This is a genomic window from Xanthomonas campestris pv. asclepiadis, from assembly GCF_020784175.1.
Lineage (GTDB): Bacteria > Pseudomonadota > Gammaproteobacteria > Xanthomonadales > Xanthomonadaceae > Xanthomonas > Xanthomonas campestris_D.
Window position 1 is genome coordinate 1 of record NZ_JAJGQM010000044.1, and the last position, 26,403, is coordinate 26,403.

The 26,403-nt window shown below is 65.4% G+C and carries 20 protein-coding genes; 12 read left to right on the forward strand and 8 right to left on the reverse strand.

All coding sequences use genetic code 11. The features are described from left to right. The 3 genes from LL972_RS16970 to LL972_RS16980 form a co-directional block, all read right to left on the reverse strand. Positions 1 to 1,383, reverse strand: a complete 1,383-nt coding sequence (locus LL972_RS16970) for a hypothetical protein (protein WP_228328589.1) — start codon at positions 1,381 to 1,383, stop codon at positions 1 to 3. A gap of 57 nt (positions 1,384 to 1,440) precedes the next feature. Then, positions 1,441 to 2,139, reverse strand: a complete 699-nt coding sequence (locus tag LL972_RS16975) for a hypothetical protein (protein WP_228328590.1) — start codon at positions 2,137 to 2,139, stop codon at positions 1,441 to 1,443. A 127-nt stretch (positions 2,140 to 2,266) separates the two neighbouring features. Continuing rightward, the gene (locus LL972_RS16980) at positions 2,267 to 2,635 is read right to left on the reverse strand and encodes a hypothetical protein (protein ID WP_228328591.1); all 369 of its coding nucleotides are present in this window, start codon (positions 2,633 to 2,635) and stop codon (positions 2,267 to 2,269) included. Positions 2,636 to 3,127: 492 nt separating this feature from the next. Between LL972_RS16980 and amaB the strand changes: the two genes are divergently transcribed. The 8 genes from amaB to LL972_RS17020 all read left to right on the forward strand — a co-directional run bounded on the left by amaB (position 3,128) and on the right by LL972_RS17020 (position 11,402). Then, entirely contained in the window at positions 3,128 to 4,663 is a 1,536-nt protein-coding gene (gene amaB, locus LL972_RS16985) for an L-piperidine-6-carboxylate dehydrogenase (protein WP_228328592.1), read from the forward strand. A 360-nt stretch (positions 4,664 to 5,023) separates the two neighbouring features. After that, entirely contained in the window at positions 5,024 to 5,308 is a 285-nt protein-coding gene (locus tag LL972_RS16990; protein WP_016903110.1) for a DUF4190 domain-containing protein, read from the forward strand. Positions 5,309 to 5,310: 2 nt separating this feature from the next. Further along, positions 5,311 to 6,078 (forward strand): class I SAM-dependent methyltransferase, encoded by a 768-nt coding sequence (locus LL972_RS16995; RefSeq protein WP_164740109.1) that lies wholly within the window; start codon positions 5,311 to 5,313, stop codon positions 6,076 to 6,078. 5 nt (positions 6,079 to 6,083) lie between these two features. Then, positions 6,084 to 7,139, forward strand: a complete 1,056-nt coding sequence (locus LL972_RS17000; protein WP_228328593.1) for a quinone-dependent dihydroorotate dehydrogenase — start codon at positions 6,084 to 6,086, stop codon at positions 7,137 to 7,139. Beyond that, on the forward strand, positions 7,136 to 8,188 hold the full coding sequence (gene murB, locus LL972_RS17005) for a UDP-N-acetylmuramate dehydrogenase (protein ID WP_228328594.1): 1,053 nt from the start codon (positions 7,136 to 7,138) through the stop codon (positions 8,186 to 8,188). Before LL972_RS17000 ends, murB begins: the two co-directional genes overlap by 4 nt. After that, positions 8,182 to 9,093 carry a DMT family transporter gene (locus LL972_RS17010; protein ID WP_228328595.1) on the forward strand — a complete coding sequence of 304 codons (912 nt, stop codon included), beginning with the start codon at positions 8,182 to 8,184 and terminating at the stop codon, positions 9,091 to 9,093. Before murB ends, LL972_RS17010 begins: the two co-directional genes overlap by 7 nt. Positions 9,094 to 9,233: 140 nt before the next feature. Continuing rightward, positions 9,234 to 9,938: an aspartate/glutamate racemase family protein gene (locus LL972_RS17015; protein WP_228328596.1), complete on the forward strand. Its 705-nt coding sequence runs from the start codon at positions 9,234 to 9,236 to the stop codon at positions 9,936 to 9,938. A 165-nt stretch (positions 9,939 to 10,103) separates the two neighbouring features. Further along, positions 10,104 to 11,402, forward strand: coding sequence for an MFS transporter (locus tag LL972_RS17020; RefSeq protein WP_228328597.1), 1,299 nt, complete (start codon positions 10,104 to 10,106; stop codon positions 11,400 to 11,402). Between the two features lie 77 nt (positions 11,403 to 11,479). Here LL972_RS17020 and LL972_RS17025 read toward each other — a convergent pair whose 3' ends face one another. Then, on the reverse strand, positions 11,480 to 12,178 hold the full coding sequence (locus LL972_RS17025; RefSeq protein WP_228328598.1) for a phosphatase PAP2 family protein: 699 nt from the start codon (positions 12,176 to 12,178) through the stop codon (positions 11,480 to 11,482). After that, on the reverse strand, positions 12,159 to 13,424 hold the full coding sequence (gene ispG / locus LL972_RS17030) for a flavodoxin-dependent (E)-4-hydroxy-3-methylbut-2-enyl-diphosphate synthase (RefSeq protein ID WP_024940821.1): 1,266 nt from the start codon (positions 13,422 to 13,424) through the stop codon (positions 12,159 to 12,161). Before ispG ends, LL972_RS17025 begins: the two co-directional genes overlap by 20 nt. 120 nt (positions 13,425 to 13,544) lie before the next feature. On the opposite strand from ispG, the gene LL972_RS17035 reads away from it, so the two are divergent. Beyond that, a complete protein-coding gene (locus tag LL972_RS17035; RefSeq protein ID WP_228328599.1) occupies positions 13,545 to 14,771 on the forward strand; it encodes an ATP-binding protein in 1,227 nt (408 codons plus the stop codon). Continuing rightward, complete coding sequence (locus tag LL972_RS17040) at positions 14,768 to 15,346, forward strand: response regulator transcription factor (RefSeq protein ID WP_104585309.1); 579 nt, start codon at positions 14,768 to 14,770, stop codon at positions 15,344 to 15,346. The genes LL972_RS17035 and LL972_RS17040 overlap by 4 nt, the downstream gene beginning before the upstream one ends. Positions 15,347 to 16,145: 799 nt before the next feature. Here LL972_RS17040 and LL972_RS17045 read toward each other — a convergent pair. Then, positions 16,146 to 17,135, reverse strand: a complete 990-nt coding sequence (locus tag LL972_RS17045; protein ID WP_429002178.1) for a glycoside hydrolase family 5 protein — start codon at positions 17,133 to 17,135, stop codon at positions 16,146 to 16,148. Positions 17,136 to 17,594: 459 nt separating this feature from the next. Here LL972_RS17045 and LL972_RS17050 point away from each other — a divergent pair, with 459 nt between their 5' ends. After that, positions 17,595 to 19,451 carry a putative bifunctional diguanylate cyclase/phosphodiesterase gene (locus tag LL972_RS17050; protein WP_429002179.1) on the forward strand — a complete coding sequence of 619 codons (1,857 nt, stop codon included), beginning with the start codon at positions 17,595 to 17,597 and terminating at the stop codon, positions 19,449 to 19,451. A 99-nt stretch (positions 19,452 to 19,550) separates the two neighbouring features. On the opposite strand, the gene LL972_RS17055 is transcribed toward LL972_RS17050, so the two are convergent. Together LL972_RS17055 and LL972_RS17060 are read right to left on the reverse strand one after the other, a co-directional pair. Beyond that, positions 19,551 to 21,113 (reverse strand): sodium/sugar symporter, encoded by a 1,563-nt coding sequence (locus LL972_RS17055; protein ID WP_228328601.1) that lies wholly within the window; start codon positions 21,111 to 21,113, stop codon positions 19,551 to 19,553. Positions 21,114 to 21,368: 255 nt separating this feature from the next. Further along, positions 21,369 to 23,981: a glycoside hydrolase family 3 protein gene (locus tag LL972_RS17060; protein WP_228328602.1), complete on the reverse strand. Its 2,613-nt coding sequence runs from the start codon at positions 23,979 to 23,981 to the stop codon at positions 21,369 to 21,371. 435 nt (positions 23,982 to 24,416) lie between these two features. Here LL972_RS17060 and LL972_RS17065 point away from each other — a divergent pair, with 435 nt between their 5' ends. Next, positions 24,417 to 26,372: a PhoX family protein gene (locus LL972_RS17065; protein WP_228328603.1), complete on the forward strand. Its 1,956-nt coding sequence runs from the start codon at positions 24,417 to 24,419 to the stop codon at positions 26,370 to 26,372. Positions 26,373 to 26,403: the final 31 nt, after the last annotated feature.

The window sequence follows — 26,403 nt, forward strand, 5'->3', positions numbered from 1 at the left end:
TCACGCCTGCCATGAAGTTGGCGATGGCCACTTAGCTCCACTTCTGGCGACCGCTAGAAGTGGGGGGATTACCCTGGTTTCGTAGTCCCCGACTGTGAGCAAGAGCGAGAGCGCAATGCCCCTAATCAATCCCGCATCGCACCGATGATCGCTTAGGCCCCGCAAGCAGACTGCCAACATCGCGGGAACCAGATCCTCGCGCTTTGATTGCAACCGATAGAGGGCCCTATCCCAGGCCAGTCCCGCATTGACAAGAGTAGATACCTGCTTCTGCATCGATAGAAGCGTGTCGGCATCGAAGGGAGAGCGCTCTACGACAATGGTGAAGTGAGTGATTAGTCCCGAGTAGGTTCGGCTTTTCGAGCCTTGCTTCGCGAGGATCTTCATAAGTTGCTCGGGAGACATTCGGCTCGGAAAGAACTCAATCACGGCGCGCTGGACAAGAAGGGGTGGACAGTCAGGCACACCGGAAGCGATCTCATCGAGGATTGCAGGCAGTCGAGAATCATCGAGCCGCGATAGCGCTGCCAGGGCGCTGATACGACTTCCAATCTCGGCTAGCGCATCCACCGCAACTTCATAGGCCAGATCGGCATTTCCCTTCATTTGTCCCCAGCCGATCAGCCCTAGCAAGGTGTCTCGAACCTCTGGGTTTTCAATACCAACCTTCCAGAGGCGCGCCACATCTGCGGTGAAATCTTTCGACGCGAAACGTTCGACTTGGAGGCTAGGCACGGCCTGGCCTCGCCACCCGCCCTTTCCAAAGCGGCGAACATAGCCTTCAAGTGCTGCGCGGCGAAGGGGCACATCGAGCGACTCAGGGTCGCCTGCGTGGAGAAGCAGTTCGGGTTCGTGCGTGATGACTTCTCCACGTATAAAGGCGTCATGCGGAGCTAGCCACGCCACCAAAGGCCGCATTGCTGGCTTTACGATGCGCTCACCCTCCTGCGTGTCTGCGAAGAGCAGCCGCGCAACTTCGCGATCTGGAAGCCCCTTTTCTCTAAGTTGGCGAAGTCGCTCGGCGGCCAAGAATTCGATGGCAGATCGGTGGTAGAAGCGCACACGGCCGTAATTGGCGAACCCGAAAAGCCCACGTTCGAGCAGGGTATCAAGCTGATCGCCCGTCCAGTCGGGGAGCACTTCGGCGGGACCAAGCGCGCCGTCTCCGGAGGCGCGGTCTCCCCCCTGTCCATGCCAGATGTTGAACTTGCGACCTAAGAGAGCAGCGAACGCAAGCCTTGCAGCGCCTTCGCGTGCCTTGATGGGCTCCAGTGAGACACGCTCATCGCGGTCTTTGTTCGGGCGCAACCTGATCTCAATTGCCGTATCCACATGTTCGCGGTGCGAGCGAATGTAGCCGTTCTCTTTCCAGTCACCACACAACTCAAGGAAGTCCAGCGGCCTGCGCGCGAAGTCGTGTGCGTTTTGCGAACTGATTGCCTAAAATAACTTGTCTAGATCCTTGACACCAGCGGTCTTCGCCATTCCCCGCATTTGCTCCAATCTGAGCGGCGCGAGAGCGACATTTCTCCACGTCAGGGCCTTACCTTCTTGGTTTTCTGGCTTCCTCTCGCGCATTGCAACACGCGCGAAGGCAACCTCAGGGTCCACCTGCGCTTCGACCACCGGGACTGGGAGATGCTTGGCAATGATCTCGCGATCCACCGGAATAGGACGCGTTGTAATTACGATCGTGACTCGTCCCAGATGCCCCGCAAGTGATCTAGCGACGGACTTGATTGCGCGATCAAAGCTTGAAAGCGTCAGCTTCAACTCATCGATCGAGTCGAGAAAGAAGATCGCACGCTCTGTCTGGGCCAACTTCCAACTGTCGAAGCGAGCTTGTTCCTCTGGGGAGAAGCCGTTTTCAATTGAAAGTGAAGCGAGCGCTGACAACTCCACGAAGAAGGCAGCACGTCCCTCGTTCCACAGAGATTCTGCCGTTCTCTTGCACTCAAACGTCTTGCCCATTCCGGCTTCGGACACGATCAACACCCGATCCGATTCCAACAGGGTTGCCCAGTCGATCTTAGCCCCGCTTGGAAAATTGGCCAGGAATTCGGCAGCTTCCATGCTTTCAACCTTATCGTCCGGTAGATCGAAGAATGAGCGAACGACAGCGGCATCGGTAATCGGCATGCGGTTGAGTGTTCCCTTGTTGTGATCGTTATGAATCTGCGGCGTTTAGGTGTGTTAGCAACCGCCGAGAGCCGAGGCTATTGCACCAAGACCAACGTGCATTTCAGCCTGATGGCTTCCGCTGCTCCTAGATCGGCCTGACCTGATCTTTGATTAGGGCGCGCTTGACTGAGTCCGCCTTTGCCTTCGCTTCTTCATAGCGAAGCTCTTTCAGCACCTCAGCCGCGACCTCCCCCAGCTCATCGGCCAATTCCTGCTCGCCAATGATCCCCATCACTTGCTCCCAGAAGCCTGCCACCCGCACGAAACCGAGACGCGGCCCAATGGCAGACCGTCGTCGGGAGGACGAAGGATTGATGATGGGGGCGACCGGCTGAGGTGCGGGCGCTGGATCCAAGATCTCGGCCAACGCTTCAAGGGGCATCTGGATCAATCCGTCGATCTTGCGAGCACCTGGATAGCGCCCCGACTGCATGCCTTCGCGCACGCGTTGCACGACCCCTCTCGTGCTTTGGCCACGAAGCACATGTGCGACTTCGTCCGGCCGAAGTGCATAGCGCTGCGGATATAGCTCTCGAAGTGTTTGAAGCGCGCTTGCAGACATGCGAGATGGCCCATCCCTAGACTCATTACAAATGTCTTATAGCGCAGCCTAGGAGACCTTGGAAGCGGTGGCAATGCTGTGGCGAACAAGCGCTGCTAGAAGCTGCTTTGGGATGCCTAGACCTGCATCGCACCCGCCGAAAGAGCGACCCGAGGCCTTACTAAACAACAGGTTAGACAAAATAGCGGTGACCGCACAATTCCCCCTCTTCCTTAGGAGGGGGACGCTCTATCCAGCTGAGCTACGGGGCCAAGGTGGGCATTGTCGCACGATCGTTGCGATTGCCAAGCCGGTGGGCGGTTGGCGGAGCCTGCTAAAATCGGCGGCTACTCGTGTCGCGGGGGCCCTGGCCGCCGCGCGACCGTCCCGACCTTTGGAGATCCCATGTCCGCTGACCTGCTCAAGGCGCTCGACCTCGCCGCGTCCAATTCCGGTACCTATCTTGGCGAGGCGACCTGGTCGCAGGCGACCGGCGCCGGGGTGCTGCAGCCGCTCAATCCGACCACCAATGCGGTGATCGCCGATGTGCAGGCGACCACGCCGGAGGACTACGAGCTGATCGTCCAGCGTGCGCAGGCGGCCTTCAAGGTCTGGCGGACCACGCCGGCGCCGCGCCGTGGCGAAGCCGTTCGCCTGTGTGGCGAGGCGCTGCGCGCGCACAAGGATGCGCTGGGCTCGCTGGTGGCGCTGGAAATGGGCAAGAGCAAGCCCGAGGGCGATGGCGAGGTGCAGGAGATGATCGACATCGCCGACTTCGCGGTCGGCCAAAGCCGGATGCTCTATGGCTACACCATGCACTCGGAACGTCCGGGCCACCGCATGTACGAGCAGTACCAGCCGCTGGGCCTGGTGGGCATCATCAGCGCGTTCAACTTCCCGGTGGCGGTGTGGGCGTGGAATGCGTTCCTGGCGGCGATCTGCGGCGATATCTGCATCTGGAAGCCGTCCAACAAGACCCCGCTGACCGCGATCGCGACGATGAAGATCTGCAATGCCGCGCTCAAGGACGCCGGCTTCCCGGACATCTTCTTCCTGATCAACGATGCCGGCACCTCCCTGTCCGAGAAGCTGGTCGAGGACGGCCGAGTGCCGCTGATCAGCTTCACCGGGTCGACCCAGATCGGCCGCGTGGTTGCGGAAAAGGTCGCGCGCCGCCTGGGCCGTTGCCTGCTGGAACTGGGCGGCAATAACGCCATCATCCTGGACGAAACCGCCGACCTGAAGCTGGCCATCCCCGGCATCGTGTTCGGCGCGGTCGGCACCGCCGGGCAGCGCTGCACCACCACGCGCCGCCTGATCGTGCACGCCTCGATCTACGACAACGTGCTGGCCACGCTGGTCAAGGCGTACAGGCAGCTCGACAGCAAGATCGGCGACCCCACCGACCCGGCCAACCTGATGGGCCCGCTCAACAGCCAGGGCGCGGTGGAACAGTTCCTGGCCTCGATCGCCAAGGCCAAGGCGGCCGGCGGCACGGTCGAAGTGGGTGGCACCGCGATCGACCGCCCCGGCAACTTCGTGCTGCCGGCCATCGTCACCGGGCTGCAGAACAGCGACGCGGTGGTGCAGCACGAGACCTTCGCGCCGATCCTGTACGTGATGAAGTACAGCACGCTGGACGAGGCGATCGAGCTGCAGAACGGCGTGCCGCAGGGCCTGTCGTCGTCGATCTTCACCCAGAACCTGAAGGCGGCCGAGAAGTTCCTGTCGGCGGCCGGCAGCGACTGCGGCATCGCCAACGTCAACATCGGCACCTCGGGTGCGGAGATCGGCGGCGCGTTCGGCGGCGAAAAGGAGACCGGCGGTGGCCGCGAATCCGGCTCGGATGCGTGGAAGGTCTATATGCGTCGCCAGACCAATACGATCAACTACTCCGACTCGCTGCCGCTGGCGCAGGGCATCAAGTTCGATCTTGATTGAAGGCCATGGCGCGCCGGGGAGTGACCGGCGCGCTGCTGGACCTGCGGTCGGGCAAGACCGCTGTGCTGCGGTCGGCAGCTTGCTGGCAGTGACAACGTCGGTCGCCGATGTACCGCGACCGGCAGTCGATAACCGCCAGCACCAAGGCCACCGGACCAGCAATCTGCGGCGCGTCCGGCAACCCTTGTTGCCGTAAGTAGCCGCGCCCAACGCCGCACAATCGGCTGCTTCGAGCGCGCAAATGCGTCAAACCCGACCACGCGATCGCGTTTGGCCGCAAACGGCACGCCTTTCGGGCGGCGGCTCTGGGATAATCGGGCCACGCCAGCCGTCGGCTGCCGCCACTTACAGGAGTTCATGATGAACGTCGTTGTTCGACAGACCAGCGCCATGGCCATCGTCAGCCTGGTCTCCGGCATTCTCGGCTGGACGCTGATCCCGTTCCTCGGCAGCCTCTGCGCCATCATCACCGGCCATCTGGCGCGCGGCGAAATCCGCCGCAATCCGCAGGGGCTGGACGGCGACGGGCTGGCCATCGGCGGGCTGATTCTCGGCTGGTTGGCGGTTGCGCTCTGGGTGGCAGGGGTGGCGATCTTCATCCTGTTCTTCGGCGGCCTGGCCTGGCTTGCGGCCGCCAACAGTTGAGCATGGCCGCGCCCTCCTCCGCCCAACGCTTCAACGACCGCGTCGCGGCCTATGTGCGCTACCGGCCGAGCTATCCGCCACAACTGCTGCGCTGGCTGCACGAAGAGCTGGGTGTGACGCCGGCCACCACGGTGGCCGATATCGGCGCCGGCACCGGCATCTCCAGCCGGCTGTTCCTGGAGGCCGGCTATCCGGTCACGGCAGTGGAACCCAACCCGGCCATGCGCGAAGCGGCGCAGCAGTGGCTGGCGGAATTCCCCACCTTCCGCGCGGTCGACGGCACCGCCGAGGCCACCGGGCTGGCCGATGCCAGTGTCGGATTGGTGTCCGCGGCACAGGCCTTCCACTGGTTCGACGTTCGGGCGGTGCGCGCCGAATGGGCGCGCATCCTGCAGCCCGGCGGCCTGGCGGTGATCTACTGGAACAGCCGCGAACTGGACACCACCGACTTCCTGCGCGGCTACGAACAACTGCTGCTGGACTACGGCACCGACTATTCGGCCGTGGCCGAACGCTATCAGGACGATGCCACCATGCAGGCGTGGTTCGGCGACGGCTTCCGCGCGATGGCGCGCTTTCCCAACGTGCAGCGGCTGGATTTCGATGCCTTGCGTGGCCGGCTGTTGTCTTCGTCATATGCGCCGCTGGCGCATGACCCGCGTCATGTCCCGATGCTCGCCGCGCTGCGCACGCTGTTCGATGCGCACGCACGCGACGGGCTGATCGACTTCCAATACCAGACCCGGGTGTTCGCCGGGGGATTGAACTGACCCACATGTATTCGCTTGCCCGCCCCTTGCTGTTTTCCCTCGATGCCGAGCGTGCCCATGCGCTGGCATTGCGCTCCATCGATGTCGCCTACCGCACCGGTACCACGTCGCTGCTGGCCAGGCGCCCGGTGCCGCTGCCAACGCCGGCCTTCGGGCTGATGTTTCCCAATCCGGTCGGGCTCGGTGCCGGCCTGGACAAGAACGGCGAGCACATCGATGCGCTGCTTGCGCTTGGCTTTGGGTTTGTCGAGATCGGCACGGTGACCCCGCGGCTGCAGGAGGGCAATCCCAAGCCGCGCATGTTCCGCTTGCCGGAGTACCAGGCGGTGATCAACCGCATGGGCTTCAACAACCTGGGCGTGGATGTGCTGGTGGCCAACGTGCAACGCGCGCGGCGTCGCGGCGGCCTGCTCGGCATCAACATCGGCAAGAACAAGGACACGCCCAACGAGGAAGCGACCAGCGACTACCGCTATTGCATGGAGCGCGTCTACCCGCTGGCCGACTACATCACCGTCAACATCTCCTCGCCCAACACCGCCGGCCTGCGCGAACTGCAGGAAGAACAGGCGCTGCGTCGGCTGATCGCCGACCTGCGCGAAACCCAGGAAGCCCTGGCCGCGCAGCACGGCAAGCGCGTGCCGATGCTGGTGAAGGTGGCGCCGGACCTCAACGACCGCGACATCGATGCGGCCGCGCGCGTGCTGGCCGATCTGGCGGTGGATGGCGTGATCGCCACCAACACCACGGTGACGCGCACCTTGATCGCCAATCATCCGCTGGCTGGCGAGGCTGGCGGCCTGTCGGGCGCACCGCTGCTGGGGCAATCCACGCTGGTGCTGCGCCGCCTGCGCGCCCGCCTGCCCGAGTCGATCCCGTTGATCGGCGTGGGCGGCATCAACTCCGGTGCGGATGCGGTGGCCAAGATGGCGGCCGGCGCGACCCTGGTGCAGTGCTACAGCGGCCTGGTCTATCGCGGGCCGCGGCTAATCGGCGAATGCGTGGATGCGATCCGCCGCCGCCGCGAAGCGCCCAGCGGCGGTGCGGTGTCGCCGCTATGAGCGCTGCAGCGCAAGCCGGCTGGCGCTTGAGCGAGCACGCGCCACTGCGCGCGCTCAATACCTTCCATGTGGAGGCCACGGCACGCTGGTTGCTGTGCATCCACGCGCCCGATGCGCTACCGCAGGCGCTGGCGGCACCGGAGATCGCCGGGCAACCGCTGCTGGTGTTGGGCAGCGGCAGCAACGTGCTGCTGGCCGGCGACCCGCCGGGCTGTGTGCTGTGTTTCGAAAACCGCGACATCGCCATCATTGCGCATCATGCCGACCACGCCATCTTGCGCGCCGGTGCCGGCGTCAACTGGCATGCGCTGGTGCTGTATTCGCTGCAGCAGGGGTTGTCGGGGCTGGAGAACCTGGCCCTGATTCCCGGCACGGTCGGCGCCTGCCCGATCCAGAACATCGGCGCATACGGCGCGCAGGTGGGCGACTTCATCCACGTGGTGGATGCCTTCGACCTGCAGGCCCAGCAATTCGTGCGGCTGACCGCGGCCGAGTGCGCCTTCGCCTATCGCGACAGCGTGTTCAAGCAGCAGCCGGAGCGTTACCTGATCGTCGCGGTGGAATTCAATCTGCCGCTGCTGCACGAGTTGCGGCTGGACTATGCCGGCATCCGCGAGGAACTGGCCAGCATGGGCGCCGAACTGGCCGGTGCCGCCGATGTGGCGCAGGCGGTGATCAATATCCGTCGGCGCAAGTTGCCGGACCCGGATGTGCTCGGCAACGCCGGCAGCTTCTTCAAGAATCCGCTGCTGCCCAGCGAGCAGATCGCCGCGCTGCAGGCCACGTTTGCGGATATGCCGGTGTATCCCGGCGAACAGCCCGGCCAGGGCAAGTTGTCGGCGGCCTGGTTGATCGAGCAGTGCGGCTGGAAAGGCCGGCGCGAGGGCGATGCCGGGGTATCGCCGGACCACGCGCTGGTGCTGGTCAACTACGGCACCGCCAGCGGCGCGCAACTGCTGGATTTTGCGCGGCGCATTGCCGAGTCGGTGCGCGAGCGTTATTCGGTGATCCTGGAACCGGAGCCACGCATCATTGGAGCGCATTGGTGACAGCGCAGCAGGCATCACGACGTGCTGCGCTGTGGATGCTAACCAGTACCTTCGCCTTCGGCCTGATGGCCATCTGCATCCGGCTGGCGTCGAGCACGATCGCCACCACCGAGATCGCGTTCTTTCGCAATGCGTTCGGGCTGCTAGCCCTGTTGCCGCTGATCCTGCGCCCCGGCAAGGCGCTGCCGCGCACGCGGCAGTTGCCGCAGTATCTGGCACGCACCCTGATCGGCCTGGCCTCGATGCTGTGCGGGTTCTGGGCGATCGGCCACCTGCCGTTGTCGCAGGCGATCTCGCTGTCGTATTCCACCCCGTTGTTCGTCACCGTGCTGGCCGTGGTGTGGCTGCACGAGCAGGTGCGCCTGCGGCGCTGGCTGGCGGTGGCGGCCGGATTCATCGGCGTGCTGGTGATCCTGCGGCCAGGCTCGTCGACCTTTACGCCCGGCCTGCTGATTGCACTGCTGGCAGCGGTGATCAGCGCCGTGGTGGCGATCCAGATCAAGCAGCTCTCGCGCAGCGACGACTCGGACACCGTGGTGTTCTACACCTATGTGTTCTGGGTGCCGATGTCGCTGATTCCGGCACTGTTCCAGTGGAGCTGGCCGCAGGGCATCGACTGGCTCTGGCTGGCGGCGACGGGCATCTTCGGCACCGCCGGCCAGCTGTTCTGGACGCGCGCGCTCAAGCTGGGCGAAGTCTCCGCACTGCAGCCGATCAGCTTCATGCAGCTGCCGCTGGTGGCGCTGCTGGGCTGGTGGTTGTTCGGCGAGGCGATCGAACACCATACCCTGATCGGTGCGGCCATCATCATCTGCGCCAATGTCTACATCGCCCATCGTGAAAGCGTACTGGCGCGTCGCGCCGCCACGCATGCGCCGCTGGAAGGCGCAAAACCGGGCGAGTGATCGACCGTCTGCGGGCGGACTGACCGGCCCGCGCGGTGGCGTGGCGACGCTGCCGACGTACACTGCGCTGGTACGCGCTCCCCGGGCATCGAAGGGGCGATGCGCACGCACTTCGTTGACTGTTCCAAGGTGAGGTCGGCATGCCGGTTCCAAGCAAAACCATCGGCCTGATCGGCGGCATGAGCTGGGAATCCACCCTGCCCTATTACCGCATCATCAACCAGCGGGTGCGCCTGGCCTGCGGCGGCCTGCATTCGGCCAGGCTCTTGCTGTACAGCGTCAACTTCCATGAGATCGAGCGCCTGCAACACGCCGGCGACTGGGACGGCGCAGGCCAGGCAATGGCGGCAGCGGCGCGCGCGCTGCATGCCGGCGGTGCCGACTTCCTGGTGCTGTGCACCAACACCATGCATTGCGTTGCCGATGCGATCACCTCCGCAACGCCGCTGCCCTTGCTGCTTATCGCCGATGCCACCGCCGATGCGTTGATTGCCGCGGGCATCACCCGGGTCGGGCTGCTCGGCACGCGTTTCACCATGGAACAGCCGTTCTATCGCGAGCGCCTGGCTACGCGTGGCCTGCAGGTGCTGGTACCGCCGGCCGACGCACGCGCGCAACTGCATCGAGTGATCTACGACGAACTCTGCCAGGGCATCATCCGGCCGGAGTCGCGCGGCTATTTCCGCCAGGTCATGGCCGACCTCGGCCAGGAGGGTGCGCAAGCGATCATCCTGGGCTGCACCGAGATTTCGCTGCTGGTGGACAGCAGCGATGCGCAGCTGCCGTTGTTCGACACCACCGCCCTGCATGCCGAAGCGGCAGCGCACGCAAGTGTGCACGACTGATCGGCACCAAAGGCGCAGCCAGCGCGCCTTTCCCGAAGTACCCCCGCCTTGCCATTGCGTGCAAACGTGCAAGCTGCGCATTGCTGCAGCGATGGCATGGGTGACTCACAGTCCGCGGCTCCAGCACGCGCATGCGCGCGATCACCTGCCACAGGATGTCATGCCTTGAAGACCCATCCAGCAACAGGCACTGCACCAGCAAGCCAGCTCACACGCGGCGATTACAAGACGCTGGCCCTGTCCGCCCTGGGCGGCGCGCTGGAATTCTACGACTTCATCATCTTCATCTTCTTCGCGACGGTGCTGGGAGAGCTGTTCTTTCCGCCAGGCATACCGGACTGGATGCGGCAGTTGCAGACCTTCGGCATCTTTGCTGCCGGCTACCTGATCCGTCCGCTGGGCGGGATCGTGATGGCGCACTTCGGCGACCTGCTCGGTCGCAAGCGCATGTTCGCGCTGAGCATCGGGCTGATGGCCTTGCCGACGCTGGCCATCGGCGTGCTGCCAACCTACGCGCAGATCGGCCTGGCCGCCCCGTTACTGCTGCTGACGATGCGATTGCTGCAGGGCGCGGCCATCGGCGGCGAAGTCCCCAGTGCATGGGTCTTCGTCGCAGAACACGTGCCTGCGCAGCGCAGGGGGCTGGCTTGCGGAACATTGACGGCCGGCCTGGCCGCTGGCGTGTTGCTCGGTTCGCTCATCGCCGGGGCGATCAATCGCGCCTTCACGCCGCAGGAAATCGCCGACTACGCCTGGCGCCTGCCATTCCTGGCCGGCGGCATCTTCGGCCTGTTTTCGGTGTATCTGCGGCGTTGGCTGCACGAAACGCCGGTGTTCGCCGAACTGATGACCATGCGTGCCCTGGCGCGCGAAACGCCGCTCAAGGTGGTGCTGCGCGATCATCCACGCAGTGTGGCGCTGTCGTTGTGGCTGACCTGGATGGTGGCAGCCGGGGTGCTGGTGGTGTCGTTGATGACGCCGACGCTGCTGCAGAGCGCGTACCACTATCCGGCAGCGGTCGCCTTGCAGGCCAATCTGCTTGCGGTCCTGCTGCAGGCGGTCGGCTCGATCGTGGCCGGCGCCTTGTCCGATCGCTGCGGCAATGGACGCGTGCTGCTTGCCGGCAGCGTATTCCTGGGCGCCAGCGCCTGGCTGTTCTATCGGCTGGCCGGCGATCCGCAGTTGCTGTTTCCGCTATATGCCCTGATGGGCGCGGCGCTCGGCGTCCTGGGCGCGGTCCCGCGCGTCATGGTCGAGGCGTTTCCGCCGGTGGTGCGCCTGTCCGGCGTGTCGTTTGCCTACAACCTGGGCTATGCAGTGTTTGGTGGCCTGACCCCGTTGGTGGTGGTGATGCTGCTCAAGCAGCACCCGATGGGACCGGCGTATTACATGATTCTGCTGGCCGTGATCGGCAGCGTGATCGGACTGCAGTTGTGGCGCCGGGAGCGTGCACGTCGTTATTGAGTCGAACGCAGTACCGGTCTGCGCCACTCACGGTCACACACCTGCGCCGACCACGTTCGACGTCGGCGCGGCCGCACTCAGGCCGAAGTCAGATGGCGACGCCAATGCGGTCGCCTTGCGCCGCGAAACATCACCAGATACAGCCCGACCACCCATACCAGCGCGGCCGACCAGCCGCCCAGGATGTCGGAGGGATAATGCACCCCCAGGTAGATCCGCGACACCCCCACCAGCACCGCGAACCCACTTGCGGCAATGGTTACCGGCCAGCGCCAACGGGTGTTCCAGGCCAGCGCGATGACCACCGCAGCGAGCGTCATCGAGCCCATCGCATGCCCGCTGGGAAAGCTGAAGGTGCTTTCCGGGGCAATCGATTCCCACAAGCTGGGGCGGTCGCGCTGGAAGACCTGCTTGGCACCCATGTTCAGCAAGGCCGAGCCAGCAAAGCCGAGTGCGGCAAAGGTTCCCTCGCGCCAGCGCCGCAGCATCAGCAACACCAGCACGATGGCGATATCGGCCGGGATCACCCCGTACTGGTAGCCAAGCTTGGAAACCACCCCGAAAAACGCATCCAGCCCCGGCGTGGCGATGCTGCGCATGCTCCACAGCAAGGGCTCGTCGAAGTAGAAATTTTCCAGTTCGTGGACTTCGTCGGCCAGGTCGACGAACAACCCCAACGGCAGCAGCACGCCGGCAAACAGCAGCGCCATGCGCCACGCATTGCTGCGCAGCCATCCCCTGAAACCGGCCGGCGATTCAGCCGGCGCGCCGGACATAGGTACGTTCGACGTACTGATCGATCAGATCGATGAATTCGTAGGCGATGTTCTCGCCCCGCAGGGTGACGCTTTTTTCGCCATCGATGAACACCGGTGCCGACGGCGCCTCGCCGGTGCCCGGCAACGAGATGCCGATGTTGGCATGGCGCGATTCGCCCGGCCCGTTGACCACGCAGCCCATCACCGCCAGGGTCATGTTCTCCGCGCCGGGGTTGCTGATCTTCCACTCCGGCATCTTGGCGCGCACATGGTTCTGCACCACGCCGGCCAATTCCTGGAAGAACTCGGAGGTGGTGCGGCCGCAGCCCGGGCAGGCGGTGACCATCGGCGTGAAGGCGCGCTGGCCGGTGGTCTGCAGCAATTCCTGCGCGACGATCACTTCCTGGGTGCGCGACTGGCCAGGCTCCGGCGTCAGCGAGATGCGGATGGTGTCGCCGATGCCTTCCTGCAGCAGCACGCTCAGCGCCGCAGCCGAGGCCACGATGCCCTTGCTGCCGATACCGGCTTCGGTCAGGCCCAGATGCAGCGCAAAATCGCAGCGGCTCGCCATGTCGCGATACACCGCGATCAGTTCCTGCACGCCGGACACCTTGGCCGACAGGATGATGCGCTCGCGCGCCAGGCCCAGTTCCACCGCGCGCTCGGCCGAATCCACCGCCGAGCGGATCAGCGCCTCGCGCAGCACGCGGCCGGCATCCCAAGGCGTGTCGCGCTGCGAGTTCTCGTCCATCAACTGCGCGGCCAGCGACTGGTCCAGCGAGCCCCAGTTGGCACCGATGCGCACCGGCTTGTCGTACTTGATCGCAAACTCGATCAGCTGCGCGAACTGCAGATCCTTCTTCTTGCCGAAGCCGACATTGCCCGGATTGATGCGGTACTTGGCCAGGGCTTCGGCGCAGGCCGGCTCGGCGGCAAGCAGCTGATGCCCGTTGTAGTGGAAGTCGCCGATCAACGGCACCTCGATCCCCATCATGCGCAGCTTGTCGACGATGCGCGGAATGGCCGCGGCCGACTCGGCGTTGTTGACGGTCAGGCGCACCATTTCCGAGCCGGCGCGCCACAGGTCGGCCACCTGCTTGACGCTGCCGGCGATGTCGGCGGTGTCGGTATTGGTCATCGACTGGACGACCACCGGGTGGCCACCGCCCACGGTCACGCTGCCGATCTTGACGGCCTGGGTGATGCGGCGCGGCCAGGCGGTGGCGTCGGCGGGAGGGGTTGGGCGAGTCACGGCGTCGTACATCGCGGTATTTTAGCCTGTCATCGGTCCGCTCACAGCTGAAGCGCTGCGCGCGCCGTCTTCCAGGCCGATGCGACGGTTTGTCGCAGGCCGCCACGCCCCCGAGCGCATAGCATTGCCGTGATGAATTCCTCAGACGCTTCCTTCCTGCGGACCCTGTGCAGCCTGCGCTGGCTGGCCACTGCCGGCCAGGCCGCCACCATCCTGGTTGCCAGCGGGTTGATGGGCCTGGATCTGCCGCAGCAGCCGTTGTGGGCGGGCGTGGCCGCGCTGGCGGTGTTCAACCTGTATGCGCAGCTGCGGGTGGCCCACCGCGGCGCGGTCAGCCCGGCCACCGAGTTCGGCCACATCCTGGTCGATGTCACCGTGCTGACCTGGATGGTGGGCTGGAGCGGTGGCATCGCCAACCCGTTCGGCTCGCTGTTCCTGGTACTGATCGCGCTGGCCGCGCTGGCCCTGCCGCTGGGCTGGGCGATGGCGGTGGCGGCGTCCTGCGTCGCTGGCTATGTAATCAGTGCGGCGTTCGGCTTGCCGCTGCCCTACGGCAGCTTCGACCCGCTCAGCCTGCACATGTGGGGCATGGCGGCCAACTTCCTGCTGTCCACGGTGGTGGTTCTGGCCTTCGCCACCCGGCTGGCCTTGTCGATGCGCGAACGCGAGCGCGAGATTTCCACGCTGCGCGAGCGCTTTGCGCGCAACGAGGGCATCGTGGCGCTGGCTACGCATGCAGCCTCGGTGGCGCATGAGTTGAACACGCCGCTGGCGACGATGACGCTGCTGGTCGACGACATCGCCGACCAGTGCGACCAGAGCGAGTTGCGCGAGGATCTGGACACCCTGCGCGAGCTGCTGGTGCAGTGCCACGAGCGCGTGCTGGCGCTGGCCGCGCCGGCCGACAACGGCCACCTCAGCCGCGAAGTGGCGGTCAAGGACGTCCTGGAACAATGGCGGCTGGTGCGCCCGACCATCGAGCTGCGCCGCAACGACGACGCGCCGATGCGCCTGCTGCTGCAGCCAGGCGTCAGCCATCTGCTGATGGTGTTGCTCAACAATGCGGCCGATGCCGGCGAACGGGCCGGCCGGCCGCAGATCGACCTGACGCTGCGCGTGGAGCAGGATCATCTCAGCGGCGAAGTACGCGACTACGGTCCGGGCTTCGATACCTCGCAAGCCATGCTGCCCGGCACCCTGTTCAACAGCGGCAAGCATGACGGCATGGGTGTTGGGCTGGCGCTGTCGCATGCCACCGTCGAACGGCTGCAGGGCGAGTTGTGGATGCTGCCCGCCGAAGGCAGCGGCGCCCGCGTCGGTTTCCGTCTGCCGCTCTCCGAACACGAGGCACTCGCATGACAAGCACTCCCCTGCGCACCGGCCTGCTGGTCGACGACGACACCTTGTATCTGCGCACGCTGCAACGCAGCCTCGCCCGCCGCGGCGTGGACACCCTGACCGCCACCGATGCGGCCAGTGCCTTGTCGACCGCACGCAGCGCCTTGCCGGATTTCGCCTTGATCGATCTCAAGCTCGGCCACGATTCCGGCCTGAGCCTGATCCAGCCGTTGCGCGAGATCCGCGCCGACATGCGCATCCTGCTGGTCACCGGCTACGCGAGCATCGCCACCGCCGTGGAGGCCATCAAGCTCGGTGCCGACGACTATCTGCCCAAGCCGGCCAATATCCCCACCATCATGCGGGCACTGGGCGAAGAGGACGACGAGCTGCCCGAGCCGGACGAAGAAGAAACTGCCCGGGAAATGATGACACCGCTGAGCCGCCTGCAATGGGAGCACATCCAGCAGGCGCTGCACGAAACCGGTGGCAATGTCTCTGCTGCCGCACGCCTGCTCGGCATGCACCGCCGCTCGCTGCAACGCAAGTTGACCAAGCGGCCAAGCCCGGGGCCGTTACGCGAGCCCGGACGTTGAGACGCGGCCAGTTGGCGTGAGGAGAAATCGGCCGAGGGCGCAGCGCCTCGCCGCTTGCGGGACACGCCTTGAATCCATCCACAGGGGCGCATTGCCGGCATCCATGCCGCCAACGTTCCAGCAACCGGTAAGGGCACGGCTCCAGACAGTTGGTCGACGCGTTTGAAGACCTGTCTGTAGCACGGTGTGCATCAGACGTGGAGCCGATGCTTCATGATCGAACAGGCCCATCCAGCACTGCTCTTATCCATGCGCACCGACCATCTCGACTGGTCCTTGCCGGCCCATCGTCGCTGGACCTTACGCGGCATGGATGCCGCGTAAGAGCCTACAAGGACGTACTCGCGGCGTGTCCTGCGATGGTGGGCGGGCGGGCCCTGCAGCAGACTCGCAGCGTCGAGGGCGCGGTGCCCTCACCGCTTGCGGGACACGCCGTGAATCCATCCTTGGAGGCTCGGTGGCGGCATCCATGCCGCCACACGGTCCCGCAACCGGCGAGGACACCGCACCAGACAGTTGGTCGGCGCTCTTGTGAAAAGCTGTCTGTAGTGCGGCGCCCATCAGACATGGAGCCGATACGTCATGAGCGAACGACGCATCCAGCACCGCTCTTACCGTGCATACCGACCATCTCGATAGGTCCTTGCCCGCCTACCGTCGCGGGACCTTACGCGGCATGGATGCCGCGTAAGAGCCTCCATGGACGGATTCACGGCGTGTCCCGCGAGGGTGGGCGGGCAAGGGCCCTGCAACCAAGCGCCAGATCGACCGCTCTACCGCTGACTGCGGAACTTCACTCTCAACGCGGGCCGAATACGCTCGCCCTGCGCGAGGTCGCGGTGATGCCATCGGCGCCCAGGATCAAGTTGCGGCCCCAGCTACTGAGTCGCGTGGCATTCCAGCCGATCGCGATATCCAGCGATTGCGTGCTGCTGTCGTTGCCCGACCATGACCAGCCCAGGTAACCGACGTTGTATTCGCGGGCGCGGCGCATGATCGCCGCTTCGTCCACGTGCGCGCCGCGATGGTCTCCACCGAACTCGCCGATCACCAGCGCCAGCTTTTTATCGCGGAAAGCGCGCAGATACTTGTTGACCGTCGCATCGCTGCCGAACACTTCGTACATGTGCACGCTGAAGATCAGGTTGCGGCGGCTGTCGCGCGCCAGCAAGGCGGTAGCGTTGTCGCGCATGTAGAACTTCCAGTCCTGGCCCCAGTTCGGCGCATCCACCATCAGTGCGTGGGTCAGCCCGGCCTTGCGCAATGCGGCGATCGCGGTCGCATGGCCGTTGACCCATTCGCTGGCGCTCAACTGGTTGCCGAACGGCTCGTTGCCGATGTTGATGATGACCTGGTCTTCGTTGCCGATCAGCGCCTTGCGGATGTTGGTCCAGTACGCCGTGGCATGGGACAGACCGGCGGCAGCGCCGTCTTCGCCATAGCCGGTGGTGTCGTGCACCTCCAACACCGCGATCAAGCCCAGGCTCTTGCAACGCGCGATGATGCGCGCCACCTCTGCCTCCGGCGTACGGTTCCAGCGATAACCGGAACTGAGCACCACACGCACGCTGTTGGCGCCGGTGGCGGCAATGGCAGCCAGGGCCGCGTCGGTACGGCTTGCGTACCACGCGTGCGGCAGATTGACGCCACGCAATACCACGGTGTTGCCATTGGACTCACGCAGCTGGGTGCCGGACACCGACAGCCCCGCGTGCGCGGCAGACGACAATGCCAGGCCTGCGACGACCAACAGCGTGCGGCGGGCAAAACGGGACAGGTGTGATTTCACGATCGATTTCCAGGCAGAGGGGAGGATGAAGGGCGACGGCGAAAATCACAGTGCGCGTGAACACTGTGTCAATTTGCGTCACCATCCGATGCAACCCGGGTCACATAACGAACAAGCGCCAAAACAAGTGCGCTGAACGATTACTTTGTTGTGGGCCGACAACGGCAGAAGCACCACCAGTGATCGGCAAGGCGTCGATAATGTTGAGCGCCCGCTGCTCTGGTAAGTCGGCGGTGACGGACGTTCGCTTACATCAGGCGTGACGCAGGAGTCAGAGCGCTCGTCGATCTGGCACTTGGCTGCCGCCTCATGCCGGCGCGTCGCACTGTGGCCTGATGCCATCGCGCTCCTGCCTCCCTGCAGCGCGGTGGCCGCGGCCACCGCGCGGCAAGGCCGCTTCAACTGAACGGCGCCCAGCGTGATCGATCAAGGGATTACGCTTCAGGCCGATACGAGCACATGCAATCCGCGCTCGCTCCTGCCAATTCCCTTCCTCCGCCCATGGTCGACGAGTCGACCCGACTGGCCGTCCTGCGTGGTCTGTGCCTGCTGGACTCGCCGCCCGATCCGGTGTTCGAGACCATCGCCGCCATGGCCGCCCGCAACCTGGGCGCGGAAATCGCGCTGGTGTCGTTGGTGGACGAGCATCGTCAGTGGTTCAAGGCCCGCATCGGCCTGGACGCGCAGGAAACGCCGCGCGACCAGGCGTTCTGCGCGCATGCGATTCGCGCCGACGAGGTGATGGTGGTGCCCGACGCGCAACTGGATCCGCGCTTTTGCGACAACCCGCTGGTGCTGGGCCCGCCGTTCATCCGCTTCTACGCCGGCGCACCGCTGACGCTGCGCGATGGCCACCGCATTGGCACCTTGTGCGTGATCGGAACCAGCCCGCGCCCGGGTCTGGACGCCGAAGCGATCACCCAATTGGAAGGCCTGCGCGACCTGGCGGTGCTGCGGGTGGAAAACCTGCGCAGCACCACCTATCGCGACGGTCCGACCGGGCTGCCCAATCGGTCGCGCTTTGCCGAAGACCTGGACGCCTGGCTGTCGCAACGCGACAGCGCCCCGGCCACCACCGCCGTGGCGGTCGACATCTGCGGCAGCGATTATTTCCGCGAAATGGTCAAGGCGCTGGGCTGGGACTATGCAGACGGCTATGTGGCGCTCGCGCAGCGCCGCCTGGCGACCTATCTGCCCGCCGGCACCGCGTTGTATCGGCTGGACCCGACCACCTTCGGCTTCCTGGCCCAGGTCGAGACGCAGCGGTTGTCCACGCTGTGCACCAAGGTCTCCAAGGCCTTTGCCGAGCCGCTGGAACATCAGGGCATTCCACATACCCCGGTGGCCTCGATCGGCGCAGTCTCGCTGCAGACCAGCTATGGTGCAGCCGACACCATCCGTTCGCTGACCACCTCGGTCGACATCTCGCGCGAGCGCGGCGTGCCCTGGAGCATGTACGAGCGCAAGCACGACGTGGCCCAGCGCAATACCTTCCGCCTGCTGGCGGCCCTGCCCGCCGCGCTGGACAGTTCCAGCCAGTTGCGTCTGCACTACCAGCCGCGCGTGGACCTGCACGATCACCGCTGCGTCGGGGTGGAAGCGCTGCTGCGCTGGCAGCATCCGATGATCGGCCCGGTGATGCCCGCCGACTTCGTGCCGATGGCCGAGAAGACCGCGTTGATCAACCGCATCACCGCCTGGGTGATCGACAACGGCATCGCCCAGGCCGCGCGCTGGCAGCAACAGGGCCTGGACTTCAATCTGGCCTTGAACGTGTCGGCCGCCGACCTGGACCGGCCCGGCTTCGTCGGCCTGCTGCGGCGTGGCCTGGAGCGCCACAAGCTGGATCCGCGCCGGCTGGAGATCGAATTCACCGAAAGCGCGATGATCCGCCACCCCGAGCATCTGGCCGAGCAACTGGCAGCCATCGCGGCGCTGGGCGTGCACATCGCCATCGACGACTTCGGCACCGGCTACAGCAATTTCAGCTATCTCAAGCAGCTGCCGGCCAGCTCATTGAAGATCGATCAGTCCTTCATCCGCTCGTTGCCGGACAACCGCACCGACCGTACCCTGGTGCCAGCCATGATCCAGCTCGGCCACAGCCTGGGCCAGCGCGTGGTCGCCGAAGGCATCGAATCGGCGGAGGCCTACACGCAGTTGCGCGCCTGGGGCTGCGACGAAGGCCAGGGCTACTGGATCGCCAAACCGATGCCGGCGGCGGCGTTGGAAACCTGGCTGCAGACACCGTGGCACGAGCAGTTCGAAGCGCCGGTCAACCTGCTCGCTGCAAGCCTGGCCGCGGCGCGGGTGTAAGACGCTGCGTGGCAACCGCCACGTCCAAACGCAATGCGGCGCGACACCTCAATGTCGCGCCGCATGCGCATCGCCGATGTCAGCGCGCCGTCCTGGGGATTACCAGAACACCGCGTACAACGCGATCAGGATCACGACCACTCCGATCGCACCGATCTTGAAGCCCAGCGTGGTGCCGTAGGCCACATCGTCGGTGCGGATCAGATCGCGTGCCTGCGTGGGCGCGGTCATCAACGACACCAGCACCGCCAACACCAGCGCCGCCACGAACACCACGCCAATGCGGTCCATGAACGGCAGTTCCGGCCAGGCGAACTTGAGCGCGAACGACAGCACCACCGAGCCGATCGCCGCGGTCAGTGCGCCGGCTTCGTTGGCGCGCTTCCAGAACAGGCCGAGCATGAAGATCACCACCACGCCCGGGGTGAAGAAGCCGGTGAATTCCTGGATGAACTGGAAGCCCTGGTCGAAGTTGCCCAGCAACGGCCGCGCGGTCAGGATGCCGATGACCACCGCCACGATGGCCACGATGCGACCCACGCGCACCAGTTGCTTCTGCTCGGTCTGCGGGCGGAACTTGGCGTAGAAATCCAGGGTGAAAATCGTCGCCACCGAGTTGATCTTGGAGGCCAGCGAGGCCACGATCGCCGCCACCAGCGCTGCGAACACTAGGCCCAGGATGCCGGTCGGCAACAGCTGCATCATGGTCGGATAGGCCTGGTCGGGCTTGGCCAGGTCCGGCGCCAGCACCACCGCGGCAATGCCCGGCACCACGATCACCAACGGCATCAGCAGCTTCAGGAACGCGGCGAACACCATGCCCTTCTGCGCCTCGCCGATGTTCTTGGCGGCCAGCGCGCGCTGGATGATGTACTGGTTGAAACCCCAGTAACTGATGTTCATCACCCACAGACCGCCCAGCAGCACGCTCAGGCCGGGCAGATCCTTGTAGAACGGGTTGTCCTTGCTCAGGATCATGTGGAAGTGCTCCGGATGCGCACTCCACAGGTGCTTGAAGCCGGCCAGCACGCCGGCACCATCGCCGATCCGTGCCAGGGTCAGCCCGGCCACCAGCAGGCCGCCCAGCACCAGCAGCGTGACCTGCACGATGTCGGTCAAGGCCACCGCCTTCAGCCCGCCATACAGCTGGTAGACCAGGGCGAACACGCCGATCAGCGCCAGCGCCAGGGTCTGGTCCATGCCGGTGACCTGGCTGACCGCGATCGAGCCCAGCCACAGGATCGAGGTGAGATTGACGAACACGTACAGCAGCAGCCAGAACACCGCCATCAGCGTGCGGATCCACTTGCCGTAGCGCTGTTCCAGGAACTGCGGCATGGTGTAGATGCCGTTGCGCAGGAAGATCGGCAGGAAGAACTTGCCGACGATCAGCAGCGTCAGCGCCGCCATCCACTCGTAGGAGGCAATCGCCAGGCCGATCGCATAGCCGGAACCGGCCATGCCGATGATCTGTTCGGCCGAGATGTTCGCGGCAATCAACGAGGCGCCGATTGCCCACCACGGCAACGACTTGCTCGCCAGGAAGTAGTCCTCGGCGCTCTTGGTGTGGCCTGCCTTCTCGCGCGAGACCCACTGCGCGAGCACGAAGATGCCGGTCAGATAGACCAGCACAATCACGATATCCAACGTCGCCAAACCCACTGCACTCTCCTGTCTGGCTCTGGGCGGTGCGTCGTGGACCGGACAAGCCTGCAGACTGCCGCCGCCCGCACCGCGTGCGTGGCGGCAGCGCGGCGAACCGCAGCTGCAGGCCTTCCCGGCCGATCGACGCGCGCATCCCGCGGCGGCTGATGACACCACCGCTGAGGGTGGCCGCTGTAACACGTCGCCGGGGCCGGCGACGCATGTGTCCTGGTTACCTGGACAAACCCGCAAGCGCGCCTGCGGGTGTGTTGCCTACTTGACCGGGCAGTCGAGCGTGACTTCGGCTTCGTTGAGTGCGCCCAGCGCGATCTTCGACACCGACAGATCCAGCGCCGCAGCGCTTTCGATGCTGGCGACCTGGGTCAGCTTGGTCACATCCGCACCGGCCACTGCAAAGCACTTCAACGGTACGCCGACTACCTTCCACTGGCCTTGCGGCAGCGCGGCCAGGGTCTTCTGCGCATCGATACGGCCGCCGCACTTGTCGCCACAGCCCACGCCCAGCCATACCGGCCCGGTCACCGCGCTGTCGCGGCGCATGGTCAGCTGCAACTGCACATCGCCGTTGCTCTCGCGCGAGACGTCGACCGGCTTGCCGGACACCAGCAGCACGCTGGAGGCCTTGGCACCGGACCACACCAGGCGCCGTGCGTCTTCCTGCGCCTTGTGATCGACTGCGGTCATCTTCAGGCTGCCATCGGACAGGCCCACCGGCAGCGTGGTCGCCGGCATGTTGGCCTGGCCGGCGTTGGACAGCTGCATCGCAATCCCCAGTGCCGGCTTGCCGCGCACGAAGTACACCCCGCCCACCGACTGCTCGCCGGACACGCCCGATTCCTCCGGCAGTGCGGCCAGGTCACCCTTGTCGGCGTAGGTCAGGCCGAAGCCGAACTTGAACTGCGGGTCGTAATCTTTCTGCCCGACGTTGTTGGCGAACTGCACCGCGGTCTTGGGCCAGGAGAAGCTCAGCTTGCCCTTGAAGTCGTTCTGCACCGTGCCGTCGGCCTTGCGCAGCAGCACGTCGGCAATGCCCTCGCCTTCCGAACCCGGCAACCAGGCGGCGACGAACGCATCGGCGGCGTTGATGTACTGGTTCATCCACAGCGGACGCCCGCTCAAGAACACCGCCACCACCGGAATGCCTTCGGCCTTGAGCTTCTTGATCAGCGCCAGCTCGCTCTCGTCGCCCGGCTTGTACAGCAGGGTGGCGATGTCGCCCTGGAACTCGGCGTACGGGTTCTCACCGAACACCACCACCGCCACGTCCGGCTTGGTCTTGTACGCACCATCGACTGCCAGTTCGGCCTTGCCGCCGGCGGCCTTGATCTGCTTGTCCAGGCCTTCCCAGATGGTGTTGCCATTGGGGTAGTCGCTGCGCTTGGTACCGGTGCCCTGCCAGTTCAGCGTCCAGCCGCCGGACTGCTTGCCCATGTCGTTGGCGCCATCGCCCAGCACCAGCACGCGCTTTTTCGGATCCAGCGGCAGGATGCCGGCCTGGTTCTTCAGCAGCACCAGCGACTCGCGTACCGCCTGGCGGGCGATCGCGCGGTGTTCCGGCGCGCCCAGCAATTCGTACTTGCCACCGAGCGGGCGCTTGGACGGCTTGCCGGCTTCGAACAGACCCAGGCGCAGCTTGACGCGCAGGATGCGGCGCACCGCATCGTCCAGGCGCTCGGCCGAGATCTGGCCCGACTTCACTGCCGCCAGTTCGGTCTCGTAGATGCCCTTCCAGCTGTCGGAGGCCATCGCCATGTCGACGCCGGCAATGAACGAGGCCGGGCAGTTTTCGTTGGTGCAGCCCTTGACCTGGCCGTGCCCATTCCAGTCGCCGACCACGAAACCGCCGAAGTTCATGCGGCCCTTGAGCACGTCGGTCAGCATGACCTTGTTGCCGTGCATCTTCTCGCCGTTGAAGCTGTTGAACGAGGCCATCACCGTCTGCGCACCGGCCGCGATCGCCGGCGGATAACCGGCCGCGTGGATATCGCGCATGGTGGCTTCGGACACCTTGGTGTCGCCCTGGTCCTTGCCGTCGGTGGTGCCGCCGTCGCCGACGAAATGCTTCACCGAGGAAATCACGTGGCTGCCATCGAGGAACTGCGGGGTGCCCGGCACGCCCTGCACGCCTTCGACCATCTTGCCGGCGAAGCTGGCCACCACATCCGGCGACTCGGAATAGCCCTCGTAGCTGCGGCCCCAGCGGTCGTCCTGCGGCACCGCCACGGTCGGCGCAAAGGTCCACTCCATGCCGGTGACGCGGGTTTCGGCGGCGGTGACTTCGCCGATCTGCTTGATCAGCTCCGGGTTGCGCGTGGCGCCCAGGCCGATGTTGTGCGGGAACAGCGTGGCGCCGACGATGTTGCTCTGGCCGTGCACCGCATCGATGCCGAAGATGATCGGGATCGCGTTGCCGCCCTTGGAGGTGTCCATCGACGCTTCATAGAAGGCGTCGGCCAGCTTCAACCATTCGGCCGGGCTGGCGTCGTACTTGCCGCCCGGATCGGAATTGCCGCCGGCCAGCACCGAGCCGATGCGGTACTTGCGCACATCGTCCGGGGTCATGCTGGCGATGTCGCCCTGGATGGTCTGCGCGACCTTCTCTTCGACGCTCATCTTGGCCATCACATCGGTGATGCGCTGCTCCAGGGCCTGGTCCTGGGCGAACGGCCACTTCGGCGACGGCCACTGGTCGGGATGGATCGTGGTGGACGCCTCGGCAGGTGCGGCGGCCGGCGCGGTCTTGCTCGCCTCGGCAGCGGTGTCCTTGCCTTGGCAGGCGGCCAGCATCAGCACCGCAGCGGCGGTGGCCAGAGAGAGGGCACGACGCGCGACAGGCGCGGCGGTACGACGAAGCAGCTTGTCCAAGATCCAGGTCTCCAGGTGGTTCTCCCCACGGCGTTGCGTGACGCCGCAGGCCATTAGGCGGCGTACGCTTGCGTGATTCCCCTACCCTGTCAACACCGCGCGCTTGCATGCCAAACGACGGCCAACTTATTGGTCCGGGCTATAGGCTTGGAATACCGGCAGTACCTGTCAAACCACGGGAAACCGCTAAATCCGGCGTGGCGCCTGGGCTTGCGTGACGGCGCACTTTGCTGCGATGCACCACCGCGCCGGCTCCGCACTGCGCAGCCCAACTCGCCGGGACAGGTATTGCCGGGTTCGCTTGCGGCGCCATGTTCGAATGCTCGCCAACAGGTGAGCTCGCCGTCAAACAACTGTCATACGTCGGGCCTAGCGTGACCGGCTTGCCGATGCGCCACCGGCCATCGTTGATCGCCGTCTTTGCCTGGAGTTTCGATGTCTGCCTCCCCCGATCCCGCCCGCCGCCGCCTGATGCACCTGCTGGCGGCCGTCCCGCTGTTGCCGCTGGGCAGCGCCAGCGCCGCCGCCCTGCAACACCTCGGTGGCACCGCCTTGGCTGCACGCCCATTACGGCCTTCGGAAAATCCGACCCAGTTGGTGTCGGCCACGTTCCATGGCATGCCCGCGCCCAGTCTGGCCAACCCGGCCGCGATGGCCACCACCACGGTGGGTTCGTCGCTGACGGTGGCGCGCAGCGACGGCAGCACCCAGCGGTATGCGCTTGCGTACCACCCGTTCTTTGTCACCGGCGACCAGGTGCCCGACGGCAAGGGCGGCACCGTGCTGGCCGGCGGCTATTACGACATCCAGCATCGGCCGATCATCGACCGCTCAAAACCCGGTGCCGAACGGCCGTTCTTCTCCGACTGCCCGGACGGCTCGTCGCTGCTGACCCTGCCCGATGCCAAGGTGCCCGGGGTCAAGGGCAACCACGTGTTCGCGGTGGTGCAGTTCGAATACACCACCCGCGACCAGGCCGGTAACGACACCAACCGTCACCTGCCCGCGCCGATCGCGGTGCTGACGCTGGATCAGGACCCGGCCACCGGCAAGTTGTCGCTGGTGAAGTACCACAACGTCGACACCGCCCCGGTGCACGGGCTGTGGACTACCTGCGGCGCCAGCCTGTCGCCGTGGAATACCCACCTGTCCAGCGAAGAGTACGAACCCGACGCCACCGCGCTGGCCGGCAATACCCAGTTCCGCAGCTACAGCACGCATCTATACGGGGACCCGGAGAAAGCCAATCCGTATCACTACGGCCATCTGCCGGAAATCACCGTGCACCCGGACGGCACCGGGAGCGTACGCAAGCATTACTGCCTGGGCCGCATCTCGCACGAGCTGGTGCAGGTGATGCCCGACCAGCGCACCGTGCTGATGGGCGACGACGCCACCAATGGCGGGTTGTTCATGTTCATCGCCGACCGCAAGGCGGATCTGTCGGCCGGCACCCTGTACGTGGGCAAGTGGCAGCAGACCTCGAGCGTCGGCCCGGGCGCGGCCACGTTGCGCTGGATCAAGCTCGGCCATGCCACCAGTGCCGAGATCCAGGCCATGGCCGACCGCCTCACCGCCGCCGACATCCTCGACGTGCATCTGAGCGACCCGGGCGATGCCGCGTTCACCAAAATTCCGTTCAACGGCACCTTCAACTGGATCCGCATCAAGCCCGGCATGGAGAAGGCGGCCACGTATCTGGAAACCCACCGCTACGCGGCCCTGGCCGGCGGCAGCCTGGGCTTCACCAAGCTCGAAGGCACCACCGTCAATGCACGCGACAAGATCGCCTACATGGCGATGTCCTACATCGTCACCAGCATGCGCAACGGCTCGGGCGATGTGAAGGTGGAAGGCCCGGACGCGGGCGCGGTGTACGCCTTGAATCTGCGCGGCGGCCAGCGCGACAACCACGGCGCGCCGATTCACAGCGACTGGGTGCCGATCGACATGGCCGCACCGGCCGCGCTCACCGGCCACGACCTGGCCAAGGCCGACGCGCTGGGCAACCTGGCCGACCCGGAGCGCCTGGCCAACCCGGACAACCTCAAGTTCTCCGAAGCGCTGCGCACCTTGTTCATCGGTGAAGACAGCAGCCTGCATGTGAACAATTTCCTCTGGGCCTACAACGTGGACAGCGGCACGCTGACGCGGGTGCTGTCGGTGCCGGCCGGCGCCGAATCGACCGGCCTGCACGCGGTCGACCAGATCCACGGCTGGACCTACGTGATGAGCAATTTCCAGCACCCCGGTGATTGGGAAAGCCCGCTGCACGACACCGTCAAGGCCACGCTGGATCCGCTGGTGCGCGCCAACTACAAGAACCGCTTCGGCGCGGCGGTGGGCTACCTCACCGGCGACCCGGTGGCGGTGAAGCTGGGCAAGGCCTAAGCGCCGCCGTTCCAGTTGCAGCGCTGCGTGA

What these genes read in the sequence shown, in the direction of transcription:
- LL972_RS17050 (WP_429002179.1), top strand. Translation starts at nt 17,595, where the DNA reads ATGCAATCCGCGCTCGCTCCTGCCAATTCCCTTCCTCCGCCCATGGTC.
- LL972_RS16975 (WP_228328590.1), bottom strand. Translation starts at nt 2,139, where the DNA reads ATGCCGATTACCGATGCCGCTGTCGTTCGCTCATTCTTCGATCTACCG.
- LL972_RS17000 (WP_228328593.1), top strand. Translation starts at nt 6,084, where the DNA reads ATGTATTCGCTTGCCCGCCCCTTGCTGTTTTCCCTCGATGCCGAGCGT.
- LL972_RS17035 (WP_228328599.1), top strand. Translation starts at nt 13,545, where the DNA reads ATGAATTCCTCAGACGCTTCCTTCCTGCGGACCCTGTGCAGCCTGCGC.
- LL972_RS16995 (WP_164740109.1), top strand. Translation starts at nt 5,311, where the DNA reads ATGGCCGCGCCCTCCTCCGCCCAACGCTTCAACGACCGCGTCGCGGCC.
- amaB (WP_228328592.1), top strand. Translation starts at nt 3,128, where the DNA reads ATGTCCGCTGACCTGCTCAAGGCGCTCGACCTCGCCGCGTCCAATTCC.
- LL972_RS17015 (WP_228328596.1), top strand. Translation starts at nt 9,234, where the DNA reads ATGCCGGTTCCAAGCAAAACCATCGGCCTGATCGGCGGCATGAGCTGG.
- ispG (WP_024940821.1), bottom strand. Translation starts at nt 13,424, where the DNA reads ATGTACGACGCCGTGACTCGCCCAACCCCTCCCGCCGACGCCACCGCC.
- LL972_RS17025 (WP_228328598.1), bottom strand. Translation starts at nt 12,178, where the DNA reads ATGTCCGGCGCGCCGGCTGAATCGCCGGCCGGTTTCAGGGGATGGCTG.
- LL972_RS16990 (WP_016903110.1), top strand. Translation starts at nt 5,024, where the DNA reads ATGAACGTCGTTGTTCGACAGACCAGCGCCATGGCCATCGTCAGCCTG.
- LL972_RS17040 (WP_104585309.1), top strand. Translation starts at nt 14,768, where the DNA reads ATGACAAGCACTCCCCTGCGCACCGGCCTGCTGGTCGACGACGACACC.
- murB (WP_228328594.1), top strand. Translation starts at nt 7,136, where the DNA reads ATGAGCGCTGCAGCGCAAGCCGGCTGGCGCTTGAGCGAGCACGCGCCA.
- LL972_RS17065 (WP_228328603.1), top strand. Translation starts at nt 24,417, where the DNA reads ATGTCTGCCTCCCCCGATCCCGCCCGCCGCCGCCTGATGCACCTGCTG.